General features: G+C 60.0%; 19 protein-coding genes and 1 riboswitch. Of the genes, 6 read left to right on the plus strand and 13 right to left on the minus strand.

Annotated features, from left to right (window positions below; all coding sequences use genetic code 11):
* Positions 1-28: 28 nt before the first annotated feature.
* From kdpD to ACMGGP_RS16970, 8 genes are all read right to left on the minus strand, one after another.
* Positions 29-2,704, minus strand: a complete 2,676-nt coding sequence (kdpD, locus tag ACMGGP_RS16935; protein WP_010671497.1) for a two-component system sensor histidine kinase KdpD — start codon at positions 2,702-2,704, stop codon at positions 29-31.
* A gap of 226 nt (positions 2,705-2,930) precedes the next feature.
* Positions 2,931-3,497: a potassium-transporting ATPase subunit KdpC gene (gene kdpC, locus ACMGGP_RS16940; RefSeq protein WP_346553703.1), complete on the minus strand. Its 567-nt coding sequence runs from the start codon at positions 3,495-3,497 to the stop codon at positions 2,931-2,933.
* Positions 3,498-3,507: 10 nt separating this feature from the next.
* Positions 3,508-5,556: a potassium-transporting ATPase subunit KdpB gene (kdpB, locus tag ACMGGP_RS16945; RefSeq protein ID WP_498798657.1), complete on the minus strand. Its 2,049-nt coding sequence runs from the start codon at positions 5,554-5,556 to the stop codon at positions 3,508-3,510.
* Positions 5,553-7,241 (minus strand): potassium-transporting ATPase subunit KdpA, encoded by a 1,689-nt coding sequence (kdpA, locus tag ACMGGP_RS16950; RefSeq protein WP_498798658.1) that lies wholly within the window; start codon positions 7,239-7,241, stop codon positions 5,553-5,555. Before kdpA ends, kdpB begins: the two co-directional genes overlap by 4 nt.
* On the minus strand, positions 7,241-7,330 hold the full coding sequence (kdpF, locus tag ACMGGP_RS16955) for a K(+)-transporting ATPase subunit F (protein ID WP_010253443.1): 90 nt from the start codon (positions 7,328-7,330) through the stop codon (positions 7,241-7,243). The genes kdpA and kdpF overlap by 1 nt, the downstream gene beginning before the upstream one ends.
* A gap of 108 nt (positions 7,331-7,438) precedes the next feature.
* On the minus strand, positions 7,439-8,605 hold the full coding sequence (locus ACMGGP_RS16960; RefSeq protein ID WP_010253446.1) for an HD-GYP domain-containing protein: 1,167 nt from the start codon (positions 8,603-8,605) through the stop codon (positions 7,439-7,441).
* A 159-nt stretch (positions 8,606-8,764) separates the two neighbouring features.
* Entirely contained in the window at positions 8,765-9,721 is a 957-nt protein-coding gene (locus ACMGGP_RS16965; RefSeq protein ID WP_022623978.1) for a 2-hydroxyacid dehydrogenase, read from the minus strand.
* The gene (locus ACMGGP_RS16970; RefSeq protein ID WP_062759571.1) at positions 9,702-11,093 is read right to left on the minus strand and encodes an MFS transporter; all 1,392 of its coding nucleotides are present in this window, start codon (positions 11,091-11,093) and stop codon (positions 9,702-9,704) included. Before ACMGGP_RS16970 ends, ACMGGP_RS16965 begins: the two co-directional genes overlap by 20 nt.
* 420 nt (positions 11,094-11,513) lie before the next feature.
* Here ACMGGP_RS16970 and ACMGGP_RS16975 point away from each other — a divergent pair, with 420 nt between their 5' ends.
* A complete protein-coding gene (locus tag ACMGGP_RS16975) occupies positions 11,514-12,431 on the plus strand; it encodes a sugar ABC transporter substrate-binding protein (protein ID WP_033759128.1) in 918 nt (305 codons plus the stop codon).
* 35 nt (positions 12,432-12,466) lie between these two features.
* Here ACMGGP_RS16975 and ACMGGP_RS16980 read toward each other — a convergent pair whose 3' ends face one another.
* Complete coding sequence (locus tag ACMGGP_RS16980) at positions 12,467-12,967, minus strand: GNAT family N-acetyltransferase (protein ID WP_010253457.1); 501 nt, start codon at positions 12,965-12,967, stop codon at positions 12,467-12,469.
* A gap of 72 nt (positions 12,968-13,039) precedes the next feature.
* Between ACMGGP_RS16980 and ACMGGP_RS16985 the strand changes: the two genes are divergently transcribed.
* Positions 13,040-14,872 carry an ABC transporter ATP-binding protein gene (locus tag ACMGGP_RS16985; protein WP_033759129.1) on the plus strand — a complete coding sequence of 611 codons (1,833 nt, stop codon included), beginning with the start codon at positions 13,040-13,042 and terminating at the stop codon, positions 14,870-14,872.
* Here ACMGGP_RS16985 and ACMGGP_RS16990 read toward each other — a convergent pair.
* Complete coding sequence (locus tag ACMGGP_RS16990) at positions 14,869-15,993, minus strand: GNAT family N-acetyltransferase (RefSeq protein WP_311978235.1); 1,125 nt, start codon at positions 15,991-15,993, stop codon at positions 14,869-14,871. The genes ACMGGP_RS16985 and ACMGGP_RS16990 overlap by 4 nt on opposite strands.
* A 141-nt stretch (positions 15,994-16,134) precedes the next feature.
* Between ACMGGP_RS16990 and ACMGGP_RS16995 the strand changes: the two genes are divergently transcribed.
* From ACMGGP_RS16995 to ACMGGP_RS17005, 3 genes are all read left to right on the plus strand, one after another.
* Positions 16,135-17,040: a LysR family transcriptional regulator gene (locus tag ACMGGP_RS16995; protein WP_341576463.1), complete on the plus strand. Its 906-nt coding sequence runs from the start codon at positions 16,135-16,137 to the stop codon at positions 17,038-17,040.
* Between the two features lie 98 nt (positions 17,041-17,138).
* Positions 17,139-18,080, plus strand: coding sequence for a glutathione S-transferase family protein (locus tag ACMGGP_RS17000; RefSeq protein WP_122889834.1), 942 nt, complete (start codon positions 17,139-17,141; stop codon positions 18,078-18,080).
* A 10-nt stretch (positions 18,081-18,090) separates the two neighbouring features.
* The gene (locus ACMGGP_RS17005; protein ID WP_033773107.1) at positions 18,091-18,696 is read left to right on the plus strand and encodes an alpha/beta hydrolase; all 606 of its coding nucleotides are present in this window, start codon (positions 18,091-18,093) and stop codon (positions 18,694-18,696) included.
* On the opposite strand, the gene ACMGGP_RS17010 is transcribed toward ACMGGP_RS17005, so the two are convergent.
* Both ACMGGP_RS17010 and crcB read right to left on the minus strand, forming a co-directional pair.
* On the minus strand, positions 18,693-19,508 hold the full coding sequence (locus ACMGGP_RS17010) for a sugar phosphate isomerase/epimerase family protein (protein WP_187511611.1): 816 nt from the start codon (positions 19,506-19,508) through the stop codon (positions 18,693-18,695). The genes ACMGGP_RS17005 and ACMGGP_RS17010 overlap by 4 nt on opposite strands.
* 132 nt (positions 19,509-19,640) lie before the next feature.
* Entirely contained in the window at positions 19,641-20,018 is a 378-nt protein-coding gene (crcB, locus tag ACMGGP_RS17015) for a fluoride efflux transporter CrcB (RefSeq protein WP_031593044.1), read from the minus strand.
* A gap of 88 nt (positions 20,019-20,106) precedes the next feature.
* Positions 20,107-20,182: riboswitch (Fluoride riboswitch) on the minus strand.
* Positions 20,183-20,299: 117 nt separating this feature from the next.
* Here crcB and ACMGGP_RS17020 point away from each other — a divergent pair.
* Positions 20,300-21,220 (plus strand): nucleoside hydrolase, encoded by a 921-nt coding sequence (locus tag ACMGGP_RS17020; RefSeq protein ID WP_187492277.1) that lies wholly within the window; start codon positions 20,300-20,302, stop codon positions 21,218-21,220.
* A 23-nt stretch (positions 21,221-21,243) separates the two neighbouring features.
* On the opposite strand, the gene ACMGGP_RS17025 is transcribed toward ACMGGP_RS17020, so the two are convergent.
* A complete protein-coding gene (locus ACMGGP_RS17025) occupies positions 21,244-22,272 on the minus strand; it encodes a zinc-binding alcohol dehydrogenase family protein (protein WP_498798659.1) in 1,029 nt (342 codons plus the stop codon).
* Positions 22,273-22,373: the final 101 nt, after the last annotated feature.

Consider the following 22,373-nt stretch of genomic DNA (forward strand, 5'->3'; position numbering starts at 1 on the left):
CCGGGAGTATAACCGATCAACTGTGAAGTTATTTCAGCCCTTCGTCAGAAATTTCAGGGACCGGCGGCAGCGGCAGCGAGAGACGAAATGCCGCGCCGCCTTCGGCCCTGTTCTCTGCCCAGATCTGACCACCGTGGCTCTCGATAATGGTTTTACAGATTGCCAGACCCAGCCCGACGCCCGGCACCGCCGACTCTTTGTCGCCCCGCCAGAATTTATCGAATATCCGGCTTAAATCGTCTTCGGCAATGCCCGGTCCGCTATCCCAGACCGAGATCTCCAGCCGTGACGCCGCACGCCAGGCGCGAATGCCGCGTGGTGCGCTGTTACCGGCATACTTCAGACTGTTCTCAATCAGGTTGGTGAAGACCCGCTCCAGCAGCGTGCTGTCGCCTTTGATCAGCACGATGTCGTCCGGCAGATCGAGCCGGACCTCATGCCCTTTCAGTGATGGTGCCATGCTGCTCAGCGCCCCGCCGACCACCTCTTCCAGCGCCAGCCACTCCTCACGCAGGTTGAGGCCGCCCGACTGAATGCGCGCCATATCCAGCATGTTGCTCACCAGCCGGATGGTGCTCAGCGTCTGCTCGCGGATCTGACTGGCCTGCGGCACATATTTTGAGTTGTCGCTGGCCAGGTCAAGCATCAGCATTTCCGCCTGACCAAACAGCACGGTCAGTGGGGTGCGCAGGTCGTGGGACAGCGCCGACAGCAGCGCATTGCGCAGCTGTTCACGCTCCGCCGAGAGCCGGGACGCCGCCTCGCTATGCGACAGCGCCATCCGTTCCAGTGCGTTAGCAATCAGCACCGTAAAGGTTTCCACCAGCCGCTGCTGCTCGGGGATCATCAGCTGACGCAGGTTCTGCGGCTCCACCACCAGCAAACCCCGGCAGTGCGCGCCACTTTTCAGCGGCAGGATCTGATAAGGCACCGCCGGTAAGGTATCAGTACCCGCACCCGCAGGCTGGCCTTTGCTGTAACTCCATTTAGCAATCGCGCGATCCGGCTCGCTGGCCGGTAACGCATCGCCCACCGGTTGCAGTTCGCCCTGCTCATCAGGCAGCAGCAGCAGGCAGCGCGCCTGTAACGTGGCATCCAGCACCCGCTGGCTGGTGGCGGCGATATCCTGCGGCGTTAACGCACTGCCCAGCGATTTCGCCATCTCATAGAGCTGGCGCGCCCGCTGCTCGCGGTAGCGCGCCACCCGCGCCTGATAACGCACGCCTGCCGTGAGATTGCCGACGATTACGCCCACCGCCAGCATCACGCCAAAGGTCACCAGATATTGCAGATCGGAGACCGCCACCGTGCCGGTGGGGGCAACAAAGAAGAGGTCAAAGGCGACGATATTCATCACCGTGGCGATCACCGACGGCCAGCGGCCATAGCGTAGCGCCACGATCACCACCGCCAGCAGATAGATCATCACGCAGTTGGCGGGATCGAAACCGATCAGCACCGACTGCCCGGCGGCGGTTACAAGGATACAGAGCACCAGCGCCATCATTACGCCGCGCAGCTGAATACGCCATTTTTCGCTGGTGACGCGGCCATCCGGCAGCGGATGCGGCGCATCCTTCAGCGGCTCATCCAGCGCCACCACCAGCAGATCGAGATCCGGCCCCAGCTGGCCGAGCCGTTCGGCAAAGCTGTCACGCCGCCAGCGCCGCAGCGGGCGACGACCGGTGACAATTTTGCCCAGATTGTGTGCGCGGGCGTAACCCAGTACCGCTTCGGCTTCATCGGGTTCAGAGAGGGTCGCGGTTTCCGCGCCCAGCTCCTGCGCCAGCTGTAACGTACGGAGAATCGCCCGTCGCCGCGCTTCCGGCAGCCGGTGCAGCCGGGGCGTTTCGACATAGACCGCGTGCCATTCACTGCCAAGCCGCGCCGCCAGTCGGGCGGCGGTGCGCACCAGCTTTTCACTGCCGCTGTCGTCGCCAATGCAGAGCAGAATGGCGTCGCGGGTGTGCCAGACGCGCTCCCGTCCCTGCTGATCGCGCCAGGCGCGCATCTGATCATCCACCCGATCGGCGGTACGGCGCAGGGCCAGCTCACGCAGGGCGAACAGGTTACCTTTGCGGAAAAAGTTTTCGATGGCGCGTTCCGCGCGGTCGCCAATATAGACTTTGCCCTCTTTCAGCCGCTGCCGCAGATCGTCGGGCGGCAGATCGACCAGCACCACTTCGTCGGCGCTGTCGAAAAAGGGATCGGGCACGGTTTCGCGCACCTGAATGCCGGTGACGCCGCCTACCACATCATTGAGGCTCTCAAGATGCTGTACGTTGACGGTGGTCAGTACATCGATGCCCGCTTCCAGCAGCTCCTCAATATCCTGCCAGCGCTTGGGATGGCGCGAGCCCTGCACGTTGGTGTGCGCCAGCTCATCCATCAGGATCACCGCCGGATGGCGAGCCAGCGCGGCATCGAGATCAAACTCCGCATGACGCGAGCGGCCGGTTGCGCGACGCGGCAGCAGAGTTAACCCTGTCAGCAGCTGCGCGGTTTCCGGCCGGTCATGGGTCTCTACCACGCCGATTAAGACATCCAGACCCTGCGCGCGCAGCCGCTGTGCCTCCTGCAGCATGGCGTAGGTTTTACCCACGCCCGCACAGGCTCCAAAGTAAATTTTCAGCTGCCCGCGATGAGTCTCGCGGTTAGCCTGCAGCAGCGCGTCGGGATCGGGACGCTGGGGTTCGTGGTTCATCGCTTCCTTAGAGCCTATGCCAGTAGGCGTAATTGTTGCAGACAGTCTGGACACGGACAGCGCGGAACAACCGGAGCGTACACGTAGTACGTGAGGATGACTCGCTGCGCTCGCCCCTTCAGGGCCGCCCTGACGGGCGTTCAGGTTGCTAAAGCAGCCTGTGTGAGCACTGCCCAGGTTCAGACTGACAAATAAAATAGCCTAATGGGATAGGCTCTTAACACCATTACAGTTCGTTGAGCGCCATATTCAGCTGCAACACGTTGAGGGTCGGTGTGCCGAGGAATGGCAGCAGCGGACGATGCGTCATCTTATCTATCAGCGCCTCGACCTGCGGCAACGGCAACTGGCGGCTGGCGGCGATACGCGGTGCCTGCCAAAGGGCGGCCTGTGGCGAAATATCCGGATCCAGCCCGCTGGCTGACGCGGTGACCAGTTCAACCGGGACGGCGGCAGGTGCCTGCGGATTCGCGGCCCGCAGCGCAGCGACGCGATCGGCTACCGCTTTGTCCAGCGCCGGGTTGCTGGCGGCCAGATTGCTGCCCCCTGAGGCCAGCGGATTATAAGGTTTATCACCACTGGCTGAAGGGCGGCCCCAGAAATAGTTGAGCTGGGTAAAGTTCTGGCCAATCAGCGCCGACCCGCGCGCCACGCCATCCTCCTCCAGCAGCGAGCCGCTGGACTGGGACGGAAACAGCCACTGCGCCAGACCGGTGGTGAGCAAAGGATAAACCACGCCGGTAACAAGCGTAAGCAGCAACAACAGTAAAATTGCCGGACGTAACTGACTCATTTTTCTCTCCTCAGGCCATGCCTGAAAACACTAACAGCAGATCGATCGCTTTGATGCCGACAAACGGCACCAGCAGGCCACCCAGACCGTAAATCAGCAGGTTGCGGCGCAGCAGCGCAGCAGCGCTCAGTGGGCGGTAGCTGACGCCTTTCAGGGCCAGCGGGATCAGGAAGACAATCACCAGAGCGTTAAAGATCACCGCCGACAGAATCGCACTGGCTGGCGAGTGAAGGTGCATCACGTTAAGCATGTTGAGCTGCGGATAGGTCGCCGCAAACGCCGCCGGAATGATGGCGAAGTATTTCGCCACGTCGTTGGCGATACTGAAGGTAGTCAGTGAACCGCGTGTCATCAGCATCTGTTTACCAATGTGCACCACTTCAAGCAGCTTGGTCGGGTTCGAGTCGAGATCGACCATGTTGCCCGCCTCTTTCGCCGCCTGGGTACCGGAGTTCATCGCTACCGCCACATCCGCCTGCGCCAGTGCTGGCGCATCGTTGGTGCCGTCGCCGGTCATCGCCACTAAACGCCCTTCCGCCTGATACTGGCGGATCAGCGCCAGCTTGGCTTCCGGCGTGGCCTCTGACAGGAAGTCATCCACGCCCGCTTCCGCGGCAATCGCTGCGGCCGTCAGCGGGTTATCGCCGGTGATCATCACCGTTTTGATACCCATTTTGCGCAGTTCGGCAAAGCGCTCTTTGATGCCGCCTTTGACGATATCTTTCAGCGCCACCACGCCCAGCACGTTCGCGCCCTCTGACACCACCAGCGGCGTGCCGCCACTGCGTGCCACCTCTTCCACCTGCGCATTGACCTCGGCCGGGAAACGACCATGGTTCGCTTCGATGTGGCGCCGTACCGCATCGACCGCGCCTTTACGGATCAGTCGCTCCTGCACGTTCACGCCGCTCATGCGGGTCTGCGCAGAGAACGGAATAAAGCTGGCACCCATGCTGCTGAGATCGCGCTCACGCAGATTAAATCGCTGTTTCGCCAGCACCACGATGCTGCGCCCTTCCGGCGTCTCATCGGCCAGCGAGGCGAGCTGTGCGGCGTCGGCCAGTTGCTCTTCGCTGACGCCCGGCGCGGGCAGGAACTGGGTCGCCTGACGGTTACCCAGCGTGATGGTGCCGGTTTTGTCCAGCATCAGCACATCCACATCGCCCGCGGCTTCCACCGCACGCCCGCTGGTCGCAATGACGTTAGCACCCAGCATCCGGCTCATCCCCGCCACGCCAATCGCCGACAGTAAGCCGCCGATGGTGGTCGGGATCAGACAGACCAGCAGCGCCACCAGCACCGTGATGCTGACCGGCGTTCCGCCCCATGCCGAGAACGGCCAGAGTGTCACGGTCGCCAGCAGGAACACGATGGTCAGTGACACCAGCAGGATGGTCAGGGCAATCTCATTCGGGGTTTTGCGGCGTTTCGCACCTTCCACCATGGCGATCATCCGGTCAAGGAAGGTTTCGCCCGGGTTGGCGCTACAGGTGATCACCAGCCAGTCAGAGAGAATGCGGGTCCCGCCGGTGACGGAGGCGAAGTCACCGCCCGACTCGCGGATCACCGGTGCGGACTCACCGGTAATAGCGCTCTCATCCACAGAGGCACCGCCCTCCATCACTTCACCGTCGCAGGGGATGATGTCGCCCGCTTCCACCAGCACGGCATCGCCTTTGCGCAGCTCATCGGCACTGACCTGCTGCCACTCGGCGCCATAGCGCGCCGCTGAGAGTTTTTTGGCAAAGCTGGTCTTTTTCACCCCTTTCAGGCTGCTGGCCTGGGCCTTACTGCGCCCTTCTGCCAGCGCCTCCGCCAGGTTGGCAAACAGCACGGTGAACCAGAGCCAGACCGCGATCGCCCCGGTAAAGCTGGCGCTGCCGCTGATCCGGCCGGTCAGCATCGCCAGCGCCAGCAGCGAGGTCAGAATGCTGCCGAGCCAGACGACAAACATCACCGGGTTACGGAACTGCACCCGGGGATCGAGCTTTTTCACTGCATCCCAGGCCGAGGTACGCAGCAATGCTGCGTCAAATAACGCCTGTTGTTGACGACTCATGAGGATTGTCCCTGAACAAGTTGCAGATGCTCAGCCACCGGGCCCAGCGCCAGAGCAGGAATAAAGGTCAGTGCACCCACCAGCAGCACCGTGCCGATCAGCAGTCCGATAAACAGCGGACCGTGGGTTGGCAGCGTGCCGTTACCCACCGGCTGCACTTTTTTCACCGCCATCGCACCGGCAATCGCCATCACCGGAATGATGATGCCGAAGCGGCCCAGCAGCATGCAGGCAGCCAGTAGCAGGTTCCAGAACGGCGTGTTAGCACTCAGTCCGGCAAAGGCGCTGCCGTTGTTGTTAGCCGCCGAGGAGACCGCGTAGAGCACTTCGCTGAAGCCGTGAATGCCGGGATTGGCCATGGCACTGCGTCCGGCGTCGGTCATCATCGCCAGTGCGGTACCGATCAGCACCAGCGCCGGTGTGACCAGAATCGCCAGCGCGGTCATTTTCATCTCCCAGACGTCGATTTTTTTACCGAGGAATTCCGGGGTACGACCGATCATCAGCCCGGCGATAAACACCGCCAGCAGCACAAACAGCAGCATGCCGTAGAGACCGGCACCGACGCCGCCAAACACCACTTCGCCCAGTTGCATCAGCCACATCGGCACCATGCCACCCAGCGCAGTAAAGGAGTCGTGCATGGCATTCACCGCACCGCAGGAGGCGGCAGTGGTGATAACCGCGAACAGGCTGCTGTTAAGAATGCCAAAGCGCGTCTCTTTACCTTCCATGTTGATGGCGCTGTCAGCACCCAGCTGGAGGAAGTGCGGGTTGCCCTGCAGTTCGGCCCACATGACGACCGATACCGCCGCCACAAACATCAGCGTCATCGCCCACAGCAGCATGTGGCCCTGACGACGGTCACGCACGCTTTCGCCAAACGCGAAGCAGAGCGCCGCCGGGATCAGGAAGATGCTCAGCATCTGCACCAGGTTAGTCAGCACCGTCGGGTTTTCAAATGGATGGGAGGAGTTGGCGTTAAAGAAGCCGCCACCGTTGGTGCCCAGCATTTTGATCGCTTCCTGCGACGCTACCGGTCCCATCGACAGCGTCTGCTGCACGCCTTCCAGCGTGGAGAAACTGTGATAAGGCGCGAAGTTCTGGATGCTGCCCTGGCTGACAAAGAACAGCGCCATCAGCAGGCTGAGGGGCAGTAAGACATAAAGCGTGATGCGCGTCAGGTCGCGCCAGGCGTTACCCAGGGTCGCAGAGCTGCGATTAGCAAAGCCACGGATCAGCGCAAATGCCACGGCGATACCGGTCGCGGCTGAGAGGAAATTCTGCACCGTCAGGCCCACCATCTGACTGAAATAACTCAGGGTGCTTTCGCCGCTGTAGGATTGCCAGTTGGTGTTGGTGACGAAGCTCACGGCAGTGTTCAGCGCCAGATGCCAGCTCAGGCCAGGCAGCTGCTGCGGATTCAGCGGCAGCGCGCCCTGCATCAGCAATATTACCAGCAGCACCACGAAACCCAGCGCATTAAACAGCAGAATCGCCAGCAGGTAGTGCGGCCAGCGCATGTCCGATTGTTGCGCGCCCAGCAGTCGCCACAGCGGCGCTTCCAGGCGGGCAAACACCGGCTTGTCAGCCACTAACGACGCCAGACCCCGTCCGAGCGGCTGCGCCAGCACCATCAGCAGCAGCAGATAGAATGCGATGAGTAAAAAAGCATTGGCCGCCATCAGAAGGCCTCCGCATTTAACAGGGCATAGATCAGATAGCCCAGTAACAACACCACCAGCACAATGCCGGTTATTACGCCCACGCTCACAGGAACCTCCAGAGGATTGGATTTATGGCTTAGCTTGCGCGGAGGCGTATAAAGAAGGGGTTAAAATGCAGCGGGCGGGCGTAAAAATAGTGTAAAAATGGCGAAAAATCAGGCGACTTCCAGCGCCCAGATACGATTGAGATCGACGTTACCCCACAGCGTGCTGTCCTCTGCGCCCACAATGCTGTCGGTGCAGAAGCTGTCGCCAAGGTCGAGCTCTTCCGGTTTCACTTCACGCTGGGCGTGCAGCGACCAGAAGACATGCACGCAGGGACGCATCAGCGATTTTTCGCCCGCTTTCACCACCAGCGCCACCCGGCCGGAGGCCAGACGCACCAGCGATCCCACCGGATAGATGCCGATGGTCCGTACGAAGGTGTGCAGCAAGCCAGGGTCGAAATGGCCGCGCCAGCTCAGCATCTGGTGCATCGCCTCGGCGGGTGTCCAGCCGTTGCGATAGGAGCGGGTCGAAGTGACGGCATCATAGACATCGCACACCGCCGCCATGCGGGCGTAGAGCGAAATCGCCTCGCCTTTCAGGCGGTGCGGATAGCCGCTGCCATCATATTTTTCATGATGATGCAGGGTGATATCGAGCAGATCGTCATCGGCGTCGGCTTCTATCAGCATCTGCGCACCGACCACCGGATGCTCACGCATCACCCTGAACTCCTCTTCAGTCAGCTTGCCCGCTTTGTTCAGGATCGCCAGCGGCACGGCCGCTTTGCCGACATCATGCAGTAAACCGCCCATGCCCACCCGACGCAGTTCCTGCTCATCCAGCCCGAGTTTTTTACCCAGCGCAATCATCAGCCCGCAGACCGCCATGGAGTGCAGGTAGGTGTAGTCATCATGATTTTTCAGTCGCGCCACGCTTAGCATGGCGGAGGGTTCACGCGTGATCGATCCGGCGATTTCATCCACCAGATCCATCATATAATCGAGCTTCAGGCCGTTACCCAGCCGCGCTTCGTTGAACATCGCCAGCACTTTCGGTTTGCCCTGCAAAAAGATCTGCTGTGCCTGATCCAGTTCCTGGAAAAACGGGGTGCGGCCAATGGTTCTCTTCGCGACCGTGGAGGCGATCGGCGCCTGCACCGATCGATCGAGGTCGATCCAGAGCTGGCGGATCCCTTCAGTGCGAAGCATGGCGATTTGTCGGGGATCGGTGATCAGCATCTCATTATGAATGCGCTGGTCTTTTATCCACCAGACCTCCAGCTTGTGGATAAACATCCCTGGGCGCAATTCATCAATGGTAATCAGCTTTATCACGCTATCACTCTTTAATATCAGCGGGTGGTAAGGTGATATCGGCAGCCGGACAAATTTTCTTCAGGCTGTTTTGTGCGAAGGTGAGGGTCTGGTGAGTGGTCAGAGGAGAGGCGTCCTGCCTCGCCCCCGTTTCAGCAGGGGGTTAAGGCGCCGCTGTGGTTACACTACCCGGGTCAGCACCGGCTCACCACGGGCAAACGCCAGCATATTCTCAAAGACCAGGTCAGCCATCGCCGCCATGGTTTCGCGGGTGCTGCTGGCGATATGCGGCGTGATCACCACATTGTCGCGCTGGCGCAGTGCGTCAGGCACCTGCGGCTCCTGTTCAAACACATCCAGCCCGGCACCGGCGATCTGCCCGGTTTCCAGCGCATCCACCAGCGCCTGCTGATCCACCACGCTGCCGCGCGCAATGTTAATCAGATAGCCCTGTGGTCCCAGCGCCTGCAGCACTTCCGCATTGATAATGTGGCGCGTCGCGGCACCGCCCGGCAGGGTCAGCACCAGGAAATCGGCCTGCTGCGCCAGCGCCACCAGGCTCTCATGACGGGTGTAGGGCACATCGGGGCGTGAACGCGGGTTGTAATAGTGAATCGCCATATCAAACGCCTGCGCGCGCCTTGCCACCGCCTGACCGATATTGCCCAGCCCGACGATACCGCACACCTTGCCACCGATTTTGCTGCTCAGCGGAAAGCGGCCCTGCGTCCAGTGACCGGCGCGTGTGAAGCGATCGGCCTCGCTGATGCGGCGCGCCACATCCAGCAGCAGCGCCATCCCCAGATCGGCGACGCAATCATTGAGCACCTCCGGCGTGTTGGTCACCACAATGCCGCGCGACCGGGCGGCTTCCGTATCAATGCTGTCATAACCGACGCCGTTACTGCAGATCGCTTTCAGGTTTGGCAGCGCGGCGATCAGCGCGGCCGGTGCGCCCATCACCGCGTTGCCGCTGGTGACCAGCATGTCGATATCTGCGCCCTGCTCAGCCAGAAAGGCTGCCTCATCTTCCGCCTCCCACAGCCGGAACGCGGTGAACGTCTTTTCAATGTTCTCTATCAGCTGCGGCGGCAGGAATTTCCCTCTGATCAGCACCTTACATTGCTTTAATGCCATCTTCTTTCTCCTGATTGTTATAGGATGCCGGGCGATCGCTCTCTTCACCGACGCGTTCAATCGGCCCCATCACCAGCAGGAACAACAGGGCCGCTACCACACAGTGTGCCGCCACAAACGCCAGCCCGATGCTGTAGCTGCCGGTCAGACCGACGATGATGCCGAACAGTAGCGGCGTGGTGAAACCGGCAATATTGCCGATGCCGTTAAAAATGGAGCCGGCCAGGCCCACCGCCTCTTTGGGTGCGGTGTCGCTGATCACCGTCCAGGTGCCTGCACCGGCCGCTATACCTTTACCGAAAAAGGCGAAGGACATAATGGCGATAATGCCGCTATTGCCCGGAATGATCGCCGCCAGCACCAGACTGGACGCCATCAGCATGCCGACGATATAGGGCGTTTTACGCGCCCAGGAGACGCTCCAGCCCCGGGCGATTAATTTGTCTGACAGGTAGCCGCCGCTGATCCCGCCCAGAAAACCAAACAGCGCCGGAGCAACGGTGGCGAAGCCCGCCTCCATGATGTTCATGCCGCGCGCCTGCACCAGATAGATCGGAAACCAGGTAATAAAGAAGTAGCTGAGCGCGATGATGCAGTACTGACCGAGATAGGCGCACCAGAGCATGCGATTAGTGAGCAGCTTTCTGAACATCGCTTTACTGACCGGTGGCCGCGCTTTCAGCGTCTGCGCCGAGTCGATATCCACCAGCGCACCACCGTCGACGATGTGGCGCAGTTCACTCTCTGACACGCCAGGGTGATTGCGCGGCTCGCGCATCCAGGCAGCCCAGACAAACACCGCCAGCAGGCCGATGCCGCCCAGCACAAAGAACGGCCACTCCCAGCCAAAGCGCGACACCAGCCAGCCTGACAACGGCGAGAAAATGGCGACGGCAAAATATTGCGCCGAGCTGAACAGCGATGAAGCCCGTCCCCGCTCTGCGCCAGGGAACCACATAATCACCACGCGCGCATTGGCGGGAAAGCTGGGTGCCTCGATCAATCCCAGCATAAAGCGCAGACCAAACATCAGCATCAGCGCGCCGGTCATGCCGCTGGAGAACTCGCCAACGAATCCCATCGCCAGCGTCGAGACTGACCAGAGCGCCAGCGTGACGCCATACACTTTTTTAGCCCCGAAGCGGTCAAGAAACAGTCCGCCGGGGATCTGACCGATAACGTAGGCCCAGCTGAAGGCAGAGAGGATCAATCCCAGCTGGATCGCTGACAGGCCGAACTCCTCTTTGATCGCCGATCCGGAGATCGAGAGGATCGAACGGTCGGCATAAGCCACGACCGACAGAAAGAGGATCAGGCAGAGGATCCAGATGCGCACATGAGACGTCCGGTGAGTCATTTGGTCTTTAAGCATGAGCTGAATTCCTTAAAAAGCGGCAGGTTGCGCCACGAGGTTTTTTTCAGGAATAACGCTGAGATTTCCCGCTTAAGGAAATATAGATAGGAGGCTAACGATGGATCATTGTGCGGATGTTGAGATCGTCAGGCCCGATTCAACGGTTTTCTGACAACCACCACAAAGGCCAGTGCGATGCTGCACAAAAGCGCAAAAAGCCGCGGCTGCCTGCCGCAGAGTGTGCGCCACGTCGAGGATTTCATCGGCGCTGGCAGCTATGACGCGGCGATTTTACGGCAAAGTGTGGCGGCGCTAGCAAGAGTGAAAAGGGCCGGTTGTCAAACCCGGCGACTGTTCATAAGCTGCAAATGATAATCTTTGTCCATTTTTATAATAAATGAAAAATCTATTCCACTCAGTTAACCTCGGGAGTCTGCAATGAAAAAACGTGCATGGGCAATACTCTGTCTGCTCTCTCTTTCCACGTCGGCGCTGGCAGAGAAAATTGGCGTCTCAATGGCCTATTTCGACCAGAACTTTCTGACCATTATCCGCCAGTCGATCGAGAAAGAGGCCAAAGCGCGTCAGCTGGATGCGCAGTTCGAAGATGCACGCGGCGACGTGGGCCGTCAGACCGATCAGGTGCAGAGTTTTATCAGTTCCGGGGTGGACGCGATTATCGTCGATCCGGTCGACTCCGCCAGCACCCCTGCCCTGACCAGACTGGCGCAGCAGGCTCACATTCCGCTGGTCTACGTTAACCGCACACCGGGCGATAAAACCCTGCCGCCGGGCGTGGTGTTTGTCGGCTCTGACGAACGCGAATCGGGCACGTTGCAGATGGAAGCGCTGGCGAAGCAGGCGGGTTATCGTGGCAGGGTCGCTATTATCATCGGTAACCTCAGCGATGCGGGTGCGCTGCAGCGCACCAAAGATGTGGAGCAGGTGGTGGCAAAGTATCCCGACATGAAAGTAGTGCTGAAGCAGACCGCAAACTATTCGCGTAATGAGGGCATGGATTTAATGCTCAACTGGCTGTCGAACGGGGAAGAGATCGATATTGTCGCCGCCAACAACGACGAAATGGCGATTGGCGCAACCATGGCGATTGCCCAGGCGAAACCGAAGAAAACCATTCTGGTGGGCGGCATTGATGCCACGCCGGATGGCCTGAAAGCCCTGGCAAGCGGCAAACTGGCCGTCACCGTGTTCCAGGATGCCGTGGGTCAGGGCAAAAAATCGGTCGAGGTGGCGCAGCAGATGATCAAAGGGAAAAAAGTCGATTCCCACCAGTGGATCCCGTTTGAACTGGTGACGCAGCAGAACATGCAGCAATACAGCAATAAAAATCCGTAATGAAAAGCGGAGCGGCAGCGCTGCCGCTCCGGTTATCACTTCTCGTGCAGCAGTTTCGCCATCATCACCACATCGCGCAGCTGACCGTCGCGCAGGGCAGCCTGCCGCATCACCCCTTCACGCTCAAAGCCCAGCCGCTCATAGAGCCGCAGCGCCCGTTCGTTGTCGTGAAACACCTCCAGCTCCATACGCGTAATCCCCAGCCAGTTACGGGAATAGTCGAGCGCGGTGCGGATCAGGCGCTCACCGACGCCGCGACCGGCGTAATCGGGATGCACACCCAGCCCAAAGCTGATGCAGTGGCGGGTGCGCGGCTTGTTATCCACAAACAGCGTCAGCTCACCGGCCAGCACGCCCTCGATCTCCGCGACAAAGGCGATAAACCCCTCAGCATCCATTCTGGCGATTTTTTTCTCCCAGGTGGCAACGCTGGGAAACGGCAGCTGCAGCGTCCAGGGATAGACATCGGGATGACTGTAGAGTCGCTGATAGGCGGCGGCATCCTGCGGTTCCCGTGCCCGAATAATGATTTCCATATTTTCTCCTTTTAGCCGAACGGGGTTCATGCACTAAGCTGTAGCTCTTTACCGGACGGAAAGAGTATCGCTATGTTGTATCGCCGTTTTGAGCGTTTTATCAATATTTTTCATGACGCGCCCACCGACTCGCCCCCCTCAACGGTCTGGTCGTTTTACCTCTACTATCTGCGGCAGGTCTGGCCGAGTTTCGCGGCACTGCTGGTAGTGGGACTGGCGTCAGCCCTGATTGAAGTGTCGCTGTTCAGCTATCTGAGCCGCATTATCGATATGGTCAATCACTCCACGCCCGCCAGCCTGTTTCGGGATAACTGGCCGATACTGCTGTGGATGGGGGCGGTGGCGCTGATTCTGCGGCCGATTTTTATCGCCCTGCACGACATGCTGGTGCATCAAAGCATCAGCCCGAGCATGACCAGCATGATCCGCTGGCAGAATCACAACTACGTGCTGCGCCAGAGCCTCAATTTCTTCCAGAACGATTTCGCGGGTCGCATCGCCCAGCGCATTATGCTGACCGGCAGTTCACTGCGCGATTCCGCGGTGCAGCTGGTGGATGCCATCTGGCACGTGCTGATCTACGCGGTGACTTCACTGGTGCTGTTTGCCGGTGCCGACTGGCGGCTGATGATCCCGCTGATTCTGTGGATGGTGGCCTACAGCGCCTCGCTGCGTTTCTTTGTGCCGCGCGTTAAAGCGCGTTCGGTGGTCTCCTCAGAGTCGCGATCTAAGCTGATGGGCACCATTGTCGATGGTTATACCAACATCGCCACCATCAAGCTGTTCGCTCACAGCGATCTGGAACGGCAGTATGCGCGTGAGGCGATTCAGGAGCAGACCGAAAAAACCCAGAACGCCGGTCGCATGGTCACCAGCATGGATCTGACCCTGTCGGCGCTGAACGGCCTGCTGATTGTCTCGACCTCCGGGCTGGCGCTGTGGTTATGGAGCCAGTCGCTGATTAGCGTCGGGGCGATTGCGCTGGCGACCGGTCTGGTCATCCGCCTGGTGAATATGTCCGGCTGGATCATGTGGGTGGTCAATGGCATTTTCGAAAATATTGGTACGGTACAGGATGGCCTGAAAACCATCGCGCAGCCGCTGAGCGTGCAGGATGCGCCGCAGGCGAAGCAGCTTAAGGTGACGCGCGGCAACATCCGTTTTGAGGATGTGCGCTTCGATTATGGCGGTGGCCGTCAGGTGATTAACGGTTTTAACCTCGACATCAAACCTGGTGAGAAGATTGGGCTGATTGGTCCCTCGGGTGCCGGTAAATCGACGCTGGTGAACCTGCTGCTGCGCCTCTATGACCTGAACGCGGGGCGGATTGTGATCGACGATCAGGATATCGCCGCCGTGACGCAGGAGAGCCTGCGCAGCCAGATTGGTATGATTACGCAGGACACCTCGCTGCTGCACCGCTCAATCCGTGAAAACCTGCTTTATGGTCGTCCCGACGCCAGCGAAGAGGAGCTGCAGCTTGCGATTCACCGCGCCCGCGCCGATGAGTTTATCCCGCTGCTCTCCGACTCACTGGGCCGCACCGGGCTGGACGCGCACGTGGGCGAGCGCGGCGTGAAACTGTCGGGCGGTCAGCGTCAGCGTGTGGCGATAGCCCGCGTGCTGCTGAAGGATGCGCCGGTTCTGATCATGGATGAGGCCACCTCGGCGCTCGACTCCGAAGTGGAAGCGGCGATTCAGGAGAGCCTGGAGTCACTGATGCAGGGCAAAACCGTTATCGCCATCGCGCACCGCCTGTCGACCATCGCGAAGATGGATCGGCTGGTGGTGCTGGATAAAGGCGGCATTGCCGAGATGGGCAGCCATCACGAGCTGCTGGCGCAAAACGGCCTCTATGCCCGCTTGTGGCAGCATCAGACCGGCGGTTTTGTCGGCATCGATTAATCGCCGCGTCGATAGGGTAAGGCGTCGCGGGCTTCTTCTGCCCAGCCGCGCACGCCTTCCCGCTCCTGCACCAGAAAATCTGCCACGGCATCGCGCAGGCCGGGATGCAGCAGATAGTGCCAGGAGTGGGTAATCTGCGGCTCGAAGCCGCGCACCAGCTTATGCTCGCCCTGCGCGCCGGCATCAAACCGCGTCAGCCCCTCATCAAGAGCTAAATCCATTCCCTGATAGAAACAGGTTTCGAAGTGCAGCCGGTCAAACTCCGCCAGACAGCCCCAGTAGCGGCCATAGAGCGCGTTGCTGTCCCGCAGATAAAACGCCATCGCGGCCGGTTGCTGCTGTAAACGGGCGATCACCACCACAATATTCTGCGGCATGCGTTCCGCCAGCAGGCTGAAAAAGTCACGCGTCAGATAGGGACGCTGCCCGCGCACCGCATAGGTGTTGGCGTAACAGGTGTAGACAAAATCCCACTGATCTTCGCGCAGCTGACAGCCCAGGTAGCGGTCAAACTCAAAGCCGCTCTGCATCACCTGCTCACGCTCTTTACGCAGCTGTTTGCGCTTGCGCGACATCAGCGAATCCAGGAAATCCTGAAAATCGCGGTAGCCACGGTTATGCCAGTGATACTGACAGCCGAGCCGGGAGAGCCAGTCGGGCTGATCGGCCAGCAACTGGTTAGCCTGCGCATCGGTAAAGTTGATATGTGCCCCGCTTAAGCCCTGCTGTAACAGGCTCTCAGGCAGGGCCGACAGCAATTGCGCAGCGGCAGCGGTTTCGCCCAGCAGGCGCGCGCCGCTGACCGGGCTGAAGGGGATCGCGCCCAGCCATTTCGGGTAGTAGCGGATCCCGGCGCGCTGGCTGGCATCCGCCCAGGCGTGATCAAAGACGTACTCGCCCTGTGAATGGCGTTTGCGGTAGCCTGGCAGCGCGGCGCGGGTCACGCCCTCCTCCCGCCACAGCAGATGATCGGGCTGCCAGCCCGCCTCTAACCGCACGCTGCCGCTCTGTTCTAACGTGAGCAGAAAGGCGTGGCGCAAAAAGGGCTGGTCATCAGGCAACAGCGCATCCCACTCGGCGGCCGGGATCTCCGCCAGTGACGTCAGGTGAATCAGCGACATGAATTACTCCAGAGAACGTCGGGCAGAGAGTCAGTCAAGCAGGTTTTCCGCGTCAGCGAAAGGGTTAAGGCACGCAAAGTGAAGGCTGCATCGCATGGCCGCAGCTTCTATACTGCGACTTTATCTCCACAGGACACCGCCATGGATCGACTCGATTGTGACCGGATGTTTGTCACGGTGCTGGAAACCGGCAGCTTTTCTGCGGCGGCGTTACGTCTCGGCACCAGCAGCAGTCAGGCTTCCAAGCTGGTTTCAAAGCTGGAGCAGCGGCTCGGCGTCCAGCTGTTTAAGCGCAGCACGCGCGCCCTGTCGCCCACCGATGTCGGGCGCAGCTATTATGAGCGGGTCAAAAATCTGCTTGATGCGTTTGAGACGCTGGATGCCAGCGTGCGTGAAAGCGCCACCACGCCCACCGGCAGGCTGAAAATCAGCGCCCCCGGCTCCTTTGGTACTGTGGTGTTGTCTGAGGTGCTGGTGGCGTTTGCCCGGCGCTATCCGCTGATTGAACTGGATGTCAGCTTTTCAGACCGGTCCGTCAACATCGTCGATGAAGGCTTTGATATGGCGATCCGTATCGGCACCCTCAGCGACAGCAGCCTGGTCGCGCGCAAGCTGGGTGAGGTGCATGTGCGCATCGCCGCCTCGCCGGTCTATCTTGAGCAGTTTGGCACGCCGCAGCACTGGCGCGAGATGCCGCAGCATCAGTGCATCATCGACACCAATTTTCGCGATCCCTGGCACTGGCCGTTTGCCGGCGGCGACGGCAGCAGCGAGATTGTCACCGTACCGGTCCGCGGGCGTCTGCGCTTCGCCAACACCGAAGCCTGCCTGCAGGCCGCGATTGCCGGACTGGGCATTGCGCGGCTGCCCGGTTTTATCGCGGCTCCCGCGCTGCAACGCGGTGAGATTGTCCGGCTGCTGGAGAATTTCGATACGCCACCGCTTGGCCTGTTTGCGGTTTATCCGCCCGCCCGTCATCTGGCACACCGGGCGCGCCTGCTTATCGACTTCCTGGTGAGTCACTTTACCCGTTTTCCGCCCGCGTAATTTCTTCCAGAATGGAAGAAATGATTGTCTTTATGACCGGATTATCAGCCGTTTAGTCATCAGTTAAGCTGCTTCTCACATTACAGAGGAGTCGCGCGATGTTAGTAGAAGGCAAATGGAGTAGTGACTGGCACCCGGTGCAGTCGACCGATAAACAGGGTGGATTTGTCCGTCAGACGTCCGGTTTCCGGCATTTTATCAGCAGCGATGGTTCCACTGAATTTGCGGCAGAAGCGGATCGCTACCATCTTTATGTGGCGCTGATCTGTCCGTGGGCGTCGCGCGCGTTAATTGCCCGCAAGCTCAAAGGGCTGGAGTCGCTGATTAGCGTGACGGTGGTTGAACCGCAGCTCGGTGCCCAGGGCTGGCGCTTTGGCAATTTTCCCGGCGCACAGCAGGACCCGCTGAATAACGCGCAGTACCTGCATGAAATCTATACCCGCGTCGCGCCCGATTACACGGGCCGGGCCACCGTGCCGGTCTTGTGGGACAAGAAAACCGGCACCATTGTCAGCAACGAGTCCGCTGACATTGTGCGTATGTTTAACAGCGGCTTTGGCGATCTGGCCGATAACCGCATCGACCTCTATCCCGCCGCGCTGCGCCCGGAGATTGATGCGCTGAATGAGAGTCTCTATCCGCGTCTGAATAACGGCGTTTACCGCGCCGGGTTCGCGACGACATCAATCAGCTATCAGCAGGCCTTTAACGACGTCTTCAGCCAGCTCGACGAACTGGAAGCCCTGCTCAGCGATGGACGCACCTTCCTGCTGGGTGAACGGCTGACTGAAACCGATATTCGCCTGTTCGTCACCCTGATTCGCTTTGACGTCGCCTATCATGGCCTGTTCAAATGCAACCTGCGCCGGATACGCGACTATACGCTGCTGAATCGCTATCTTAAGAGCATGCTGTCAGTCTCCGGCGTGCGTGAGACGGTCAGCATCGATCATATCAAACAGGGTTACTACTCGATCAAGGCACTGAACCCGAACGGGATCGTTCCGGCAGGCCCGGATCTGAGTGAGTACGGTCTTTAAAGGAGCAATAATGGCAAAAGCACTGGTAATTTTTCTGCATGGCGTAGGCAGTAACGGCGACGATCTGGCACCGATTGGCCGTCACTGGGCGACGCTGTTGCCGGATGTGATTTTTGCCTCACCCAATGCGCCCGAACGTTTTACCGCCGGTTTTGGCTGGCAGTGGTTCAGCCTGGAGGAGGTGACGCCAGAGAACCGGCCAGGTCGGGTACGGGCCGCGCGGGCGGCGTTTGACGCGACCCTCAGCGACGTTATCGCACAGCACGGCTTCGCCGACCGCTGGCAGGATGTGGTGCTGGTCGGCTTTTCACAGGGGTCGATCATGGCGCTGGATGCGCTGGCATCTGGCCGTTATCCGCTGGCGGGCGTGGTCGCCTTTTCGGGTCGTCTGGCGGTTGACGGTGAACTGACGCCACAGCCTCATCTGCCCGCGCTGCTGATCCACGGCCAGGCCGATGAGGTGATCCCGTGGCAGGAGAGCGAATCTGCCGCAGCACGACTCAGAGCCGCATTGGTGCCGGTAGAAGCGCGATTTGAACCTGCCACCGGCCACACCATCTCCGCTCAGGGTGCCATGCACGCCGCCGCGTTTATCGGGCAGTGCTTACAGGATTAACCCCAGCAGCGCTTTAATGCCTGCCAGGCATGACGTGCACCCACGTCAGGCGGCAGGCGTTTCAGCGCATCATTAAAGACTTCAATTCCCACCGGCCCCTGATAGCCCGCGCTTTTGAGCTTATCGACAAAGCGTTCAATGTCGATAATGCCATCGCCGGGCAGCAGACGCTGATGCTTTGCCATCGCCATCAGGCTCTGCTTATCCTGCGCAGGCATGGCGGCCATATCACACAGCTGCACTTCATAGATGCGATCGGCAGGGATACCGTCCAGCTGTGAGGCATCGCCGCCCAGTGCGCAGATATGAAACAGATCGACCACCAGCCCGATATTGGGCTGATCGAGCCGCTGCAATCGCTGCCACGCCAGCGGCAGGGTGTTATCCACGCTGCACCAGGCCATCGGCTCATACATAATGCGCATGTTGTAGCGCGCAGCTTCAGAGGCCATCCAGCGCAGGTCATCATCAATCTGGTCGGCGCAGCAATCCTCGCGGGTGCTGGCCGGCGCCTGAATGGTGTCGCAGCCCAGCGCCTGGGCAATCTGAATAAACTGGCGCAGCTCTTCGCGCTTCTGTCCGCGCAACGCGCTGGGTGCCCCGGTGAAATCGCGCAGCACCTGGAGATTGGTAAAGCCAGGTCCCTGCCGGGCAGCGATCTCAGCCAGTGCCGCCGCGCCGCCCTCGCACGCCTCGACATCCTCGCGCCAGATCTCCACCTGATCGAAACCGGCGTCATGCGCCGCCTGGAGCTTCTGGCCGGGTTCACCGTTTAACAGCACCAGGTTAAGGAATGTGGGGTTAGTTCGCATTGCTCGGCTCCTTAATCGTCCGGAATAATCGGTGACGTTCAGCTTCTGCGCCCGTTCATGCGGGATGGTCGGGCGTAAAACCTGAAACAGTATCTACCTCTTAAGGAGTATGACAAGCGCCGCTTAGCCGGATCAGCCCAGCATCGTGACCAGTGCGAAACCGGCAAACGCCATCAGCAGCGAACCGATCACATGCACCAGTGCGCTGGTCATCGCCCAGAGATAGTTCCCTGATTGTAGCAACCCCATTAATTCCGCCGTAAAAGAGGAGAAGGTGGTCAGCCCGCCGCACAGTCCGGTGACGATCAGCAGTTTCCAGATCGGGTCGATGTCGGGATGGCGAACAAACCAGGCCATCGCGCCGCCGATCACCAGACCGCCGATCAGATTCACCAGCAGCGTGCCCGGCGGCAGATTGGGAAAGAGCGCATTAAAGCGCATCGCAAAGAGCCAGCGCAGTACACAGCCGGCAGAGCCGCCGATCATCACAGCCAATAACGGTTTCAACATGTCTTGCTCCTGATTGCAGATTGACGCCGGGCTGAGGGGGAAAGGCAGAGATAAACTGCGCCTGACACCTCAGCTCCCGCGAAAGGATTGAGTGTCAGGCGTCATCAGCCGGTGTAAAGCCCACCGGCGGTTGGGAAAGGTGGCACGCCATCACCTTGAGCCGGTGATAATACGACGCCCGTTTCAGGCTGGCAACAGTGAGGTCATGGCGGCTGAAAACCTTGACGCGCACGCCACAGACGGAGTAATGCTGATGGTTTACAGCCTGTTGCGGAGACCCTATGCGTACCCTGATTTTTGATACCGATATCGGCGTGGATGACGCCTTTGCGCTGGCCTATGCGGCGCGGACGCAGCATCTGCTGGGGATTACCACGGTCTTCGGCAACGTGGCAGTGGGTCAGGCGGTGAAAAACGCCCGACTGTTTTGCGGGAAAATGGCGATTAACGCGGAGGTCTATCGCGGCTGTTCACGACCGCTGGCGCTGCCACCCTCTGCGCCCGCCAGACTGCACGGTGAAGATGGGCTGGGCGATGCGTTTGATAATGCCTGCAGCGATCAGGCGCCGGGCGCGGTGCAATTTATTATCGACAGCGTGCGGGCGCAGCCGCATCAAATCACCCTGGTGGCGATTGGTCCGCTGACCAATATCGCCACGGCCATTAATCAGGCACCGGATATTATTCCGCTGGTGAAGGAGCTGGTGATCATGGGCGGCGCATTTGGCACCGACGGGCACAGTGGCAACGTGACGCCCTTCAGCGAATTTAATATCTGGAAAGATCCGCATGCTGCCGATCAGGTGCTCGCCTCGGCACTGAGCGTGGTGGTGATCCCGCTGGATGTCACGCACAAGGTGCTGATCAGCGGCGATGAGGTTCAGCGTCTGAATCAGCCGGTGCTGAGTGCGATCTGTCGCCCTTACCTGGCTTACAGTCTGGAGAAAGAGGGATTCGAGGGAATGGCGCTGCATGACACCCTGGCGGTGGCGTGGCTCACTCTGCCACAGGCGTTTACCCTGACCGAAAGCCCGCTGCGGGTGATCACGGAGGGCATCGCCTGCGGTCAGACGGTGCGTAAGCTGAGCGCGCTGGCATCCCGCCAGGATCCCTTTAACGGCCTGACCGCCCAGCGTATCGCACTTGGCGTGGATGCTGACGCGGTGCGGGCGCACTTCTTTCAGACTCTCACCGCGCCCTGAACCACGCGAACCGACTGGCCGCGTTACCGGTCGAAATGAATCACGCCTTTGATCAGCTCGCGGTTGTTGATGATTTGCGCCTCAAAGGTTTCATCCAGCATGGAGAAGGCCAGATGGTGATTCAGCATCATTTCGGCGCGCAGCTGGCCGCTGGCCATCAGCGCACGCACCCGATCGAAATCTTCACGGGTGGCGTTGCGGCTGCCCATCAGGGTGGTCTCTTTTTTATGGAATTCACTGTCCGGGATCACCAGATCGCCTTTGTGCAGGCCGACATAAACGATAGTGCCGCCGTGTCGCATCAGGTTGACCGCATTGTTCATCGCCGCCGGGCTGCCGGTGGCGTCGATCACCTTCAGCGCCAGACGGCCACCAAACTGCTCGCGCAGCGCGCTGTAAAACGCTTCATCAGCCGGATTCAGTGCCGCCAGGCCGAGCTGGTCAGCAACATGCTGGCGACGAAATTCGCTGGTATCCGCGACCACCACCTGCGCGCCGCTGGCGGCGGCGATAGCGGCAACACCCAGCCCAATCGGTCCGGCACCCACCACCAGCACCTGCTCATCCGCCACAATTGCGGCACGACGCACCGCATGGGCGCTGATGGCAAACGGCTCAATCAGCGCAGCCGCTTCCGGCGCGACATCATCCACCGCCAGCAGCGTGCTGACTGGCACGCTTAAGTAGTCGCAGAACCCGCCATCCTGATGCACACCAATCACTGAGATCTGCTCACAGCAGTTGGTCTTGCCGCTCTGGCAGGCGTCACAGCGCAGGCAGGAGATGTAGGGCATTAACGCTACCCGCTGGCCCGGCTGAAAGCCCTCCACATCACTTCCCGGCACCACGACTTCGGCACAGATTTCATGGCCCAGCACCCGTGGATAGCTGAAGAATGGCTGATTACCGGACCAGGCGTGGATGTCGGTGCCGCAGATTCCCGCGGTGAGGATTTTAATCACTACCTCGCCAGCGGCGGGCGTGGGGATATCGCGGGTGGTCCATACCATCTTACGTGGTTCAGCGATGACCAGTGCTTTCATTGTTGTCATGGTGATTCTCCGGTTGTCCTGCAGGCAGTTATGGCGAATCCTGCACGCGCTGCGGTGTTCGTTTGCGGGAAGTGTGAAGCACCGCGATTTTTTTGGGCTTT

This window comes from Curtobacterium sp. BNK-1, assembly GCF_048685235.1.
Taxonomy (GTDB): Bacteria; Pseudomonadota; Gammaproteobacteria; order Enterobacterales; family Enterobacteriaceae; genus Pantoea; species Pantoea agglomerans.

Excerpts from the sequence above, each read along its gene's own strand:
- kdpD (WP_010671497.1), bottom strand. The coding sequence starts at position 2,704 with ATGAACCACGAACCCCAGCGTCCCGATCCCGACGCGCTGCTGCAGGCT.
- kdpC (WP_346553703.1), bottom strand. The coding sequence starts at position 3,497 with ATGAGTCAGTTACGTCCGGCAATTTTACTGTTGTTGCTGCTTACGCTT.
- kdpB (WP_498798657.1), bottom strand. The coding sequence starts at position 5,556 with ATGAGTCGTCAACAACAGGCGTTATTTGACGCAGCATTGCTGCGTACC.
- kdpA (WP_498798658.1), bottom strand. The coding sequence starts at position 7,241 with ATGGCGGCCAATGCTTTTTTACTCATCGCATTCTATCTGCTGCTGCTG.
- ACMGGP_RS16965 (WP_022623978.1), bottom strand. The coding sequence starts at position 9,721 with ATGGCATTAAAGCAATGTAAGGTGCTGATCAGAGGGAAATTCCTGCCG.
- ACMGGP_RS16970 (WP_062759571.1), bottom strand. The coding sequence starts at position 11,093 with ATGCTTAAAGACCAAATGACTCACCGGACGTCTCATGTGCGCATCTGG.
- ACMGGP_RS16975 (WP_033759128.1), top strand. The coding sequence starts at position 11,514 with ATGAAAAAACGTGCATGGGCAATACTCTGTCTGCTCTCTCTTTCCACG.
- ACMGGP_RS16980 (WP_010253457.1), bottom strand. The coding sequence starts at position 12,967 with ATGGAAATCATTATTCGGGCACGGGAACCGCAGGATGCCGCCGCCTAT.
- ACMGGP_RS16985 (WP_033759129.1), top strand. The coding sequence starts at position 13,040 with ATGTTGTATCGCCGTTTTGAGCGTTTTATCAATATTTTTCATGACGCG.
- ACMGGP_RS16990 (WP_311978235.1), bottom strand. The coding sequence starts at position 15,993 with ATGTCGCTGATTCACCTGACGTCACTGGCGGAGATCCCGGCCGCCGAG.
- ACMGGP_RS16995 (WP_341576463.1), top strand. The coding sequence starts at position 16,135 with ATGGATCGACTCGATTGTGACCGGATGTTTGTCACGGTGCTGGAAACC.
- ACMGGP_RS17000 (WP_122889834.1), top strand. The coding sequence starts at position 17,139 with ATGTTAGTAGAAGGCAAATGGAGTAGTGACTGGCACCCGGTGCAGTCG.
- ACMGGP_RS17005 (WP_033773107.1), top strand. The coding sequence starts at position 18,091 with ATGGCAAAAGCACTGGTAATTTTTCTGCATGGCGTAGGCAGTAACGGC.
- ACMGGP_RS17010 (WP_187511611.1), bottom strand. The coding sequence starts at position 19,508 with ATGCGAACTAACCCCACATTCCTTAACCTGGTGCTGTTAAACGGTGAA.
- crcB (WP_031593044.1), bottom strand. The coding sequence starts at position 20,018 with ATGTTGAAACCGTTATTGGCTGTGATGATCGGCGGCTCTGCCGGCTGT.
- ACMGGP_RS17020 (WP_187492277.1), top strand. The coding sequence starts at position 20,300 with ATGCGTACCCTGATTTTTGATACCGATATCGGCGTGGATGACGCCTTT.
- ACMGGP_RS17025 (WP_498798659.1), bottom strand. The coding sequence starts at position 22,272 with ATGACAACAATGAAAGCACTGGTCATCGCTGAACCACGTAAGATGGTA.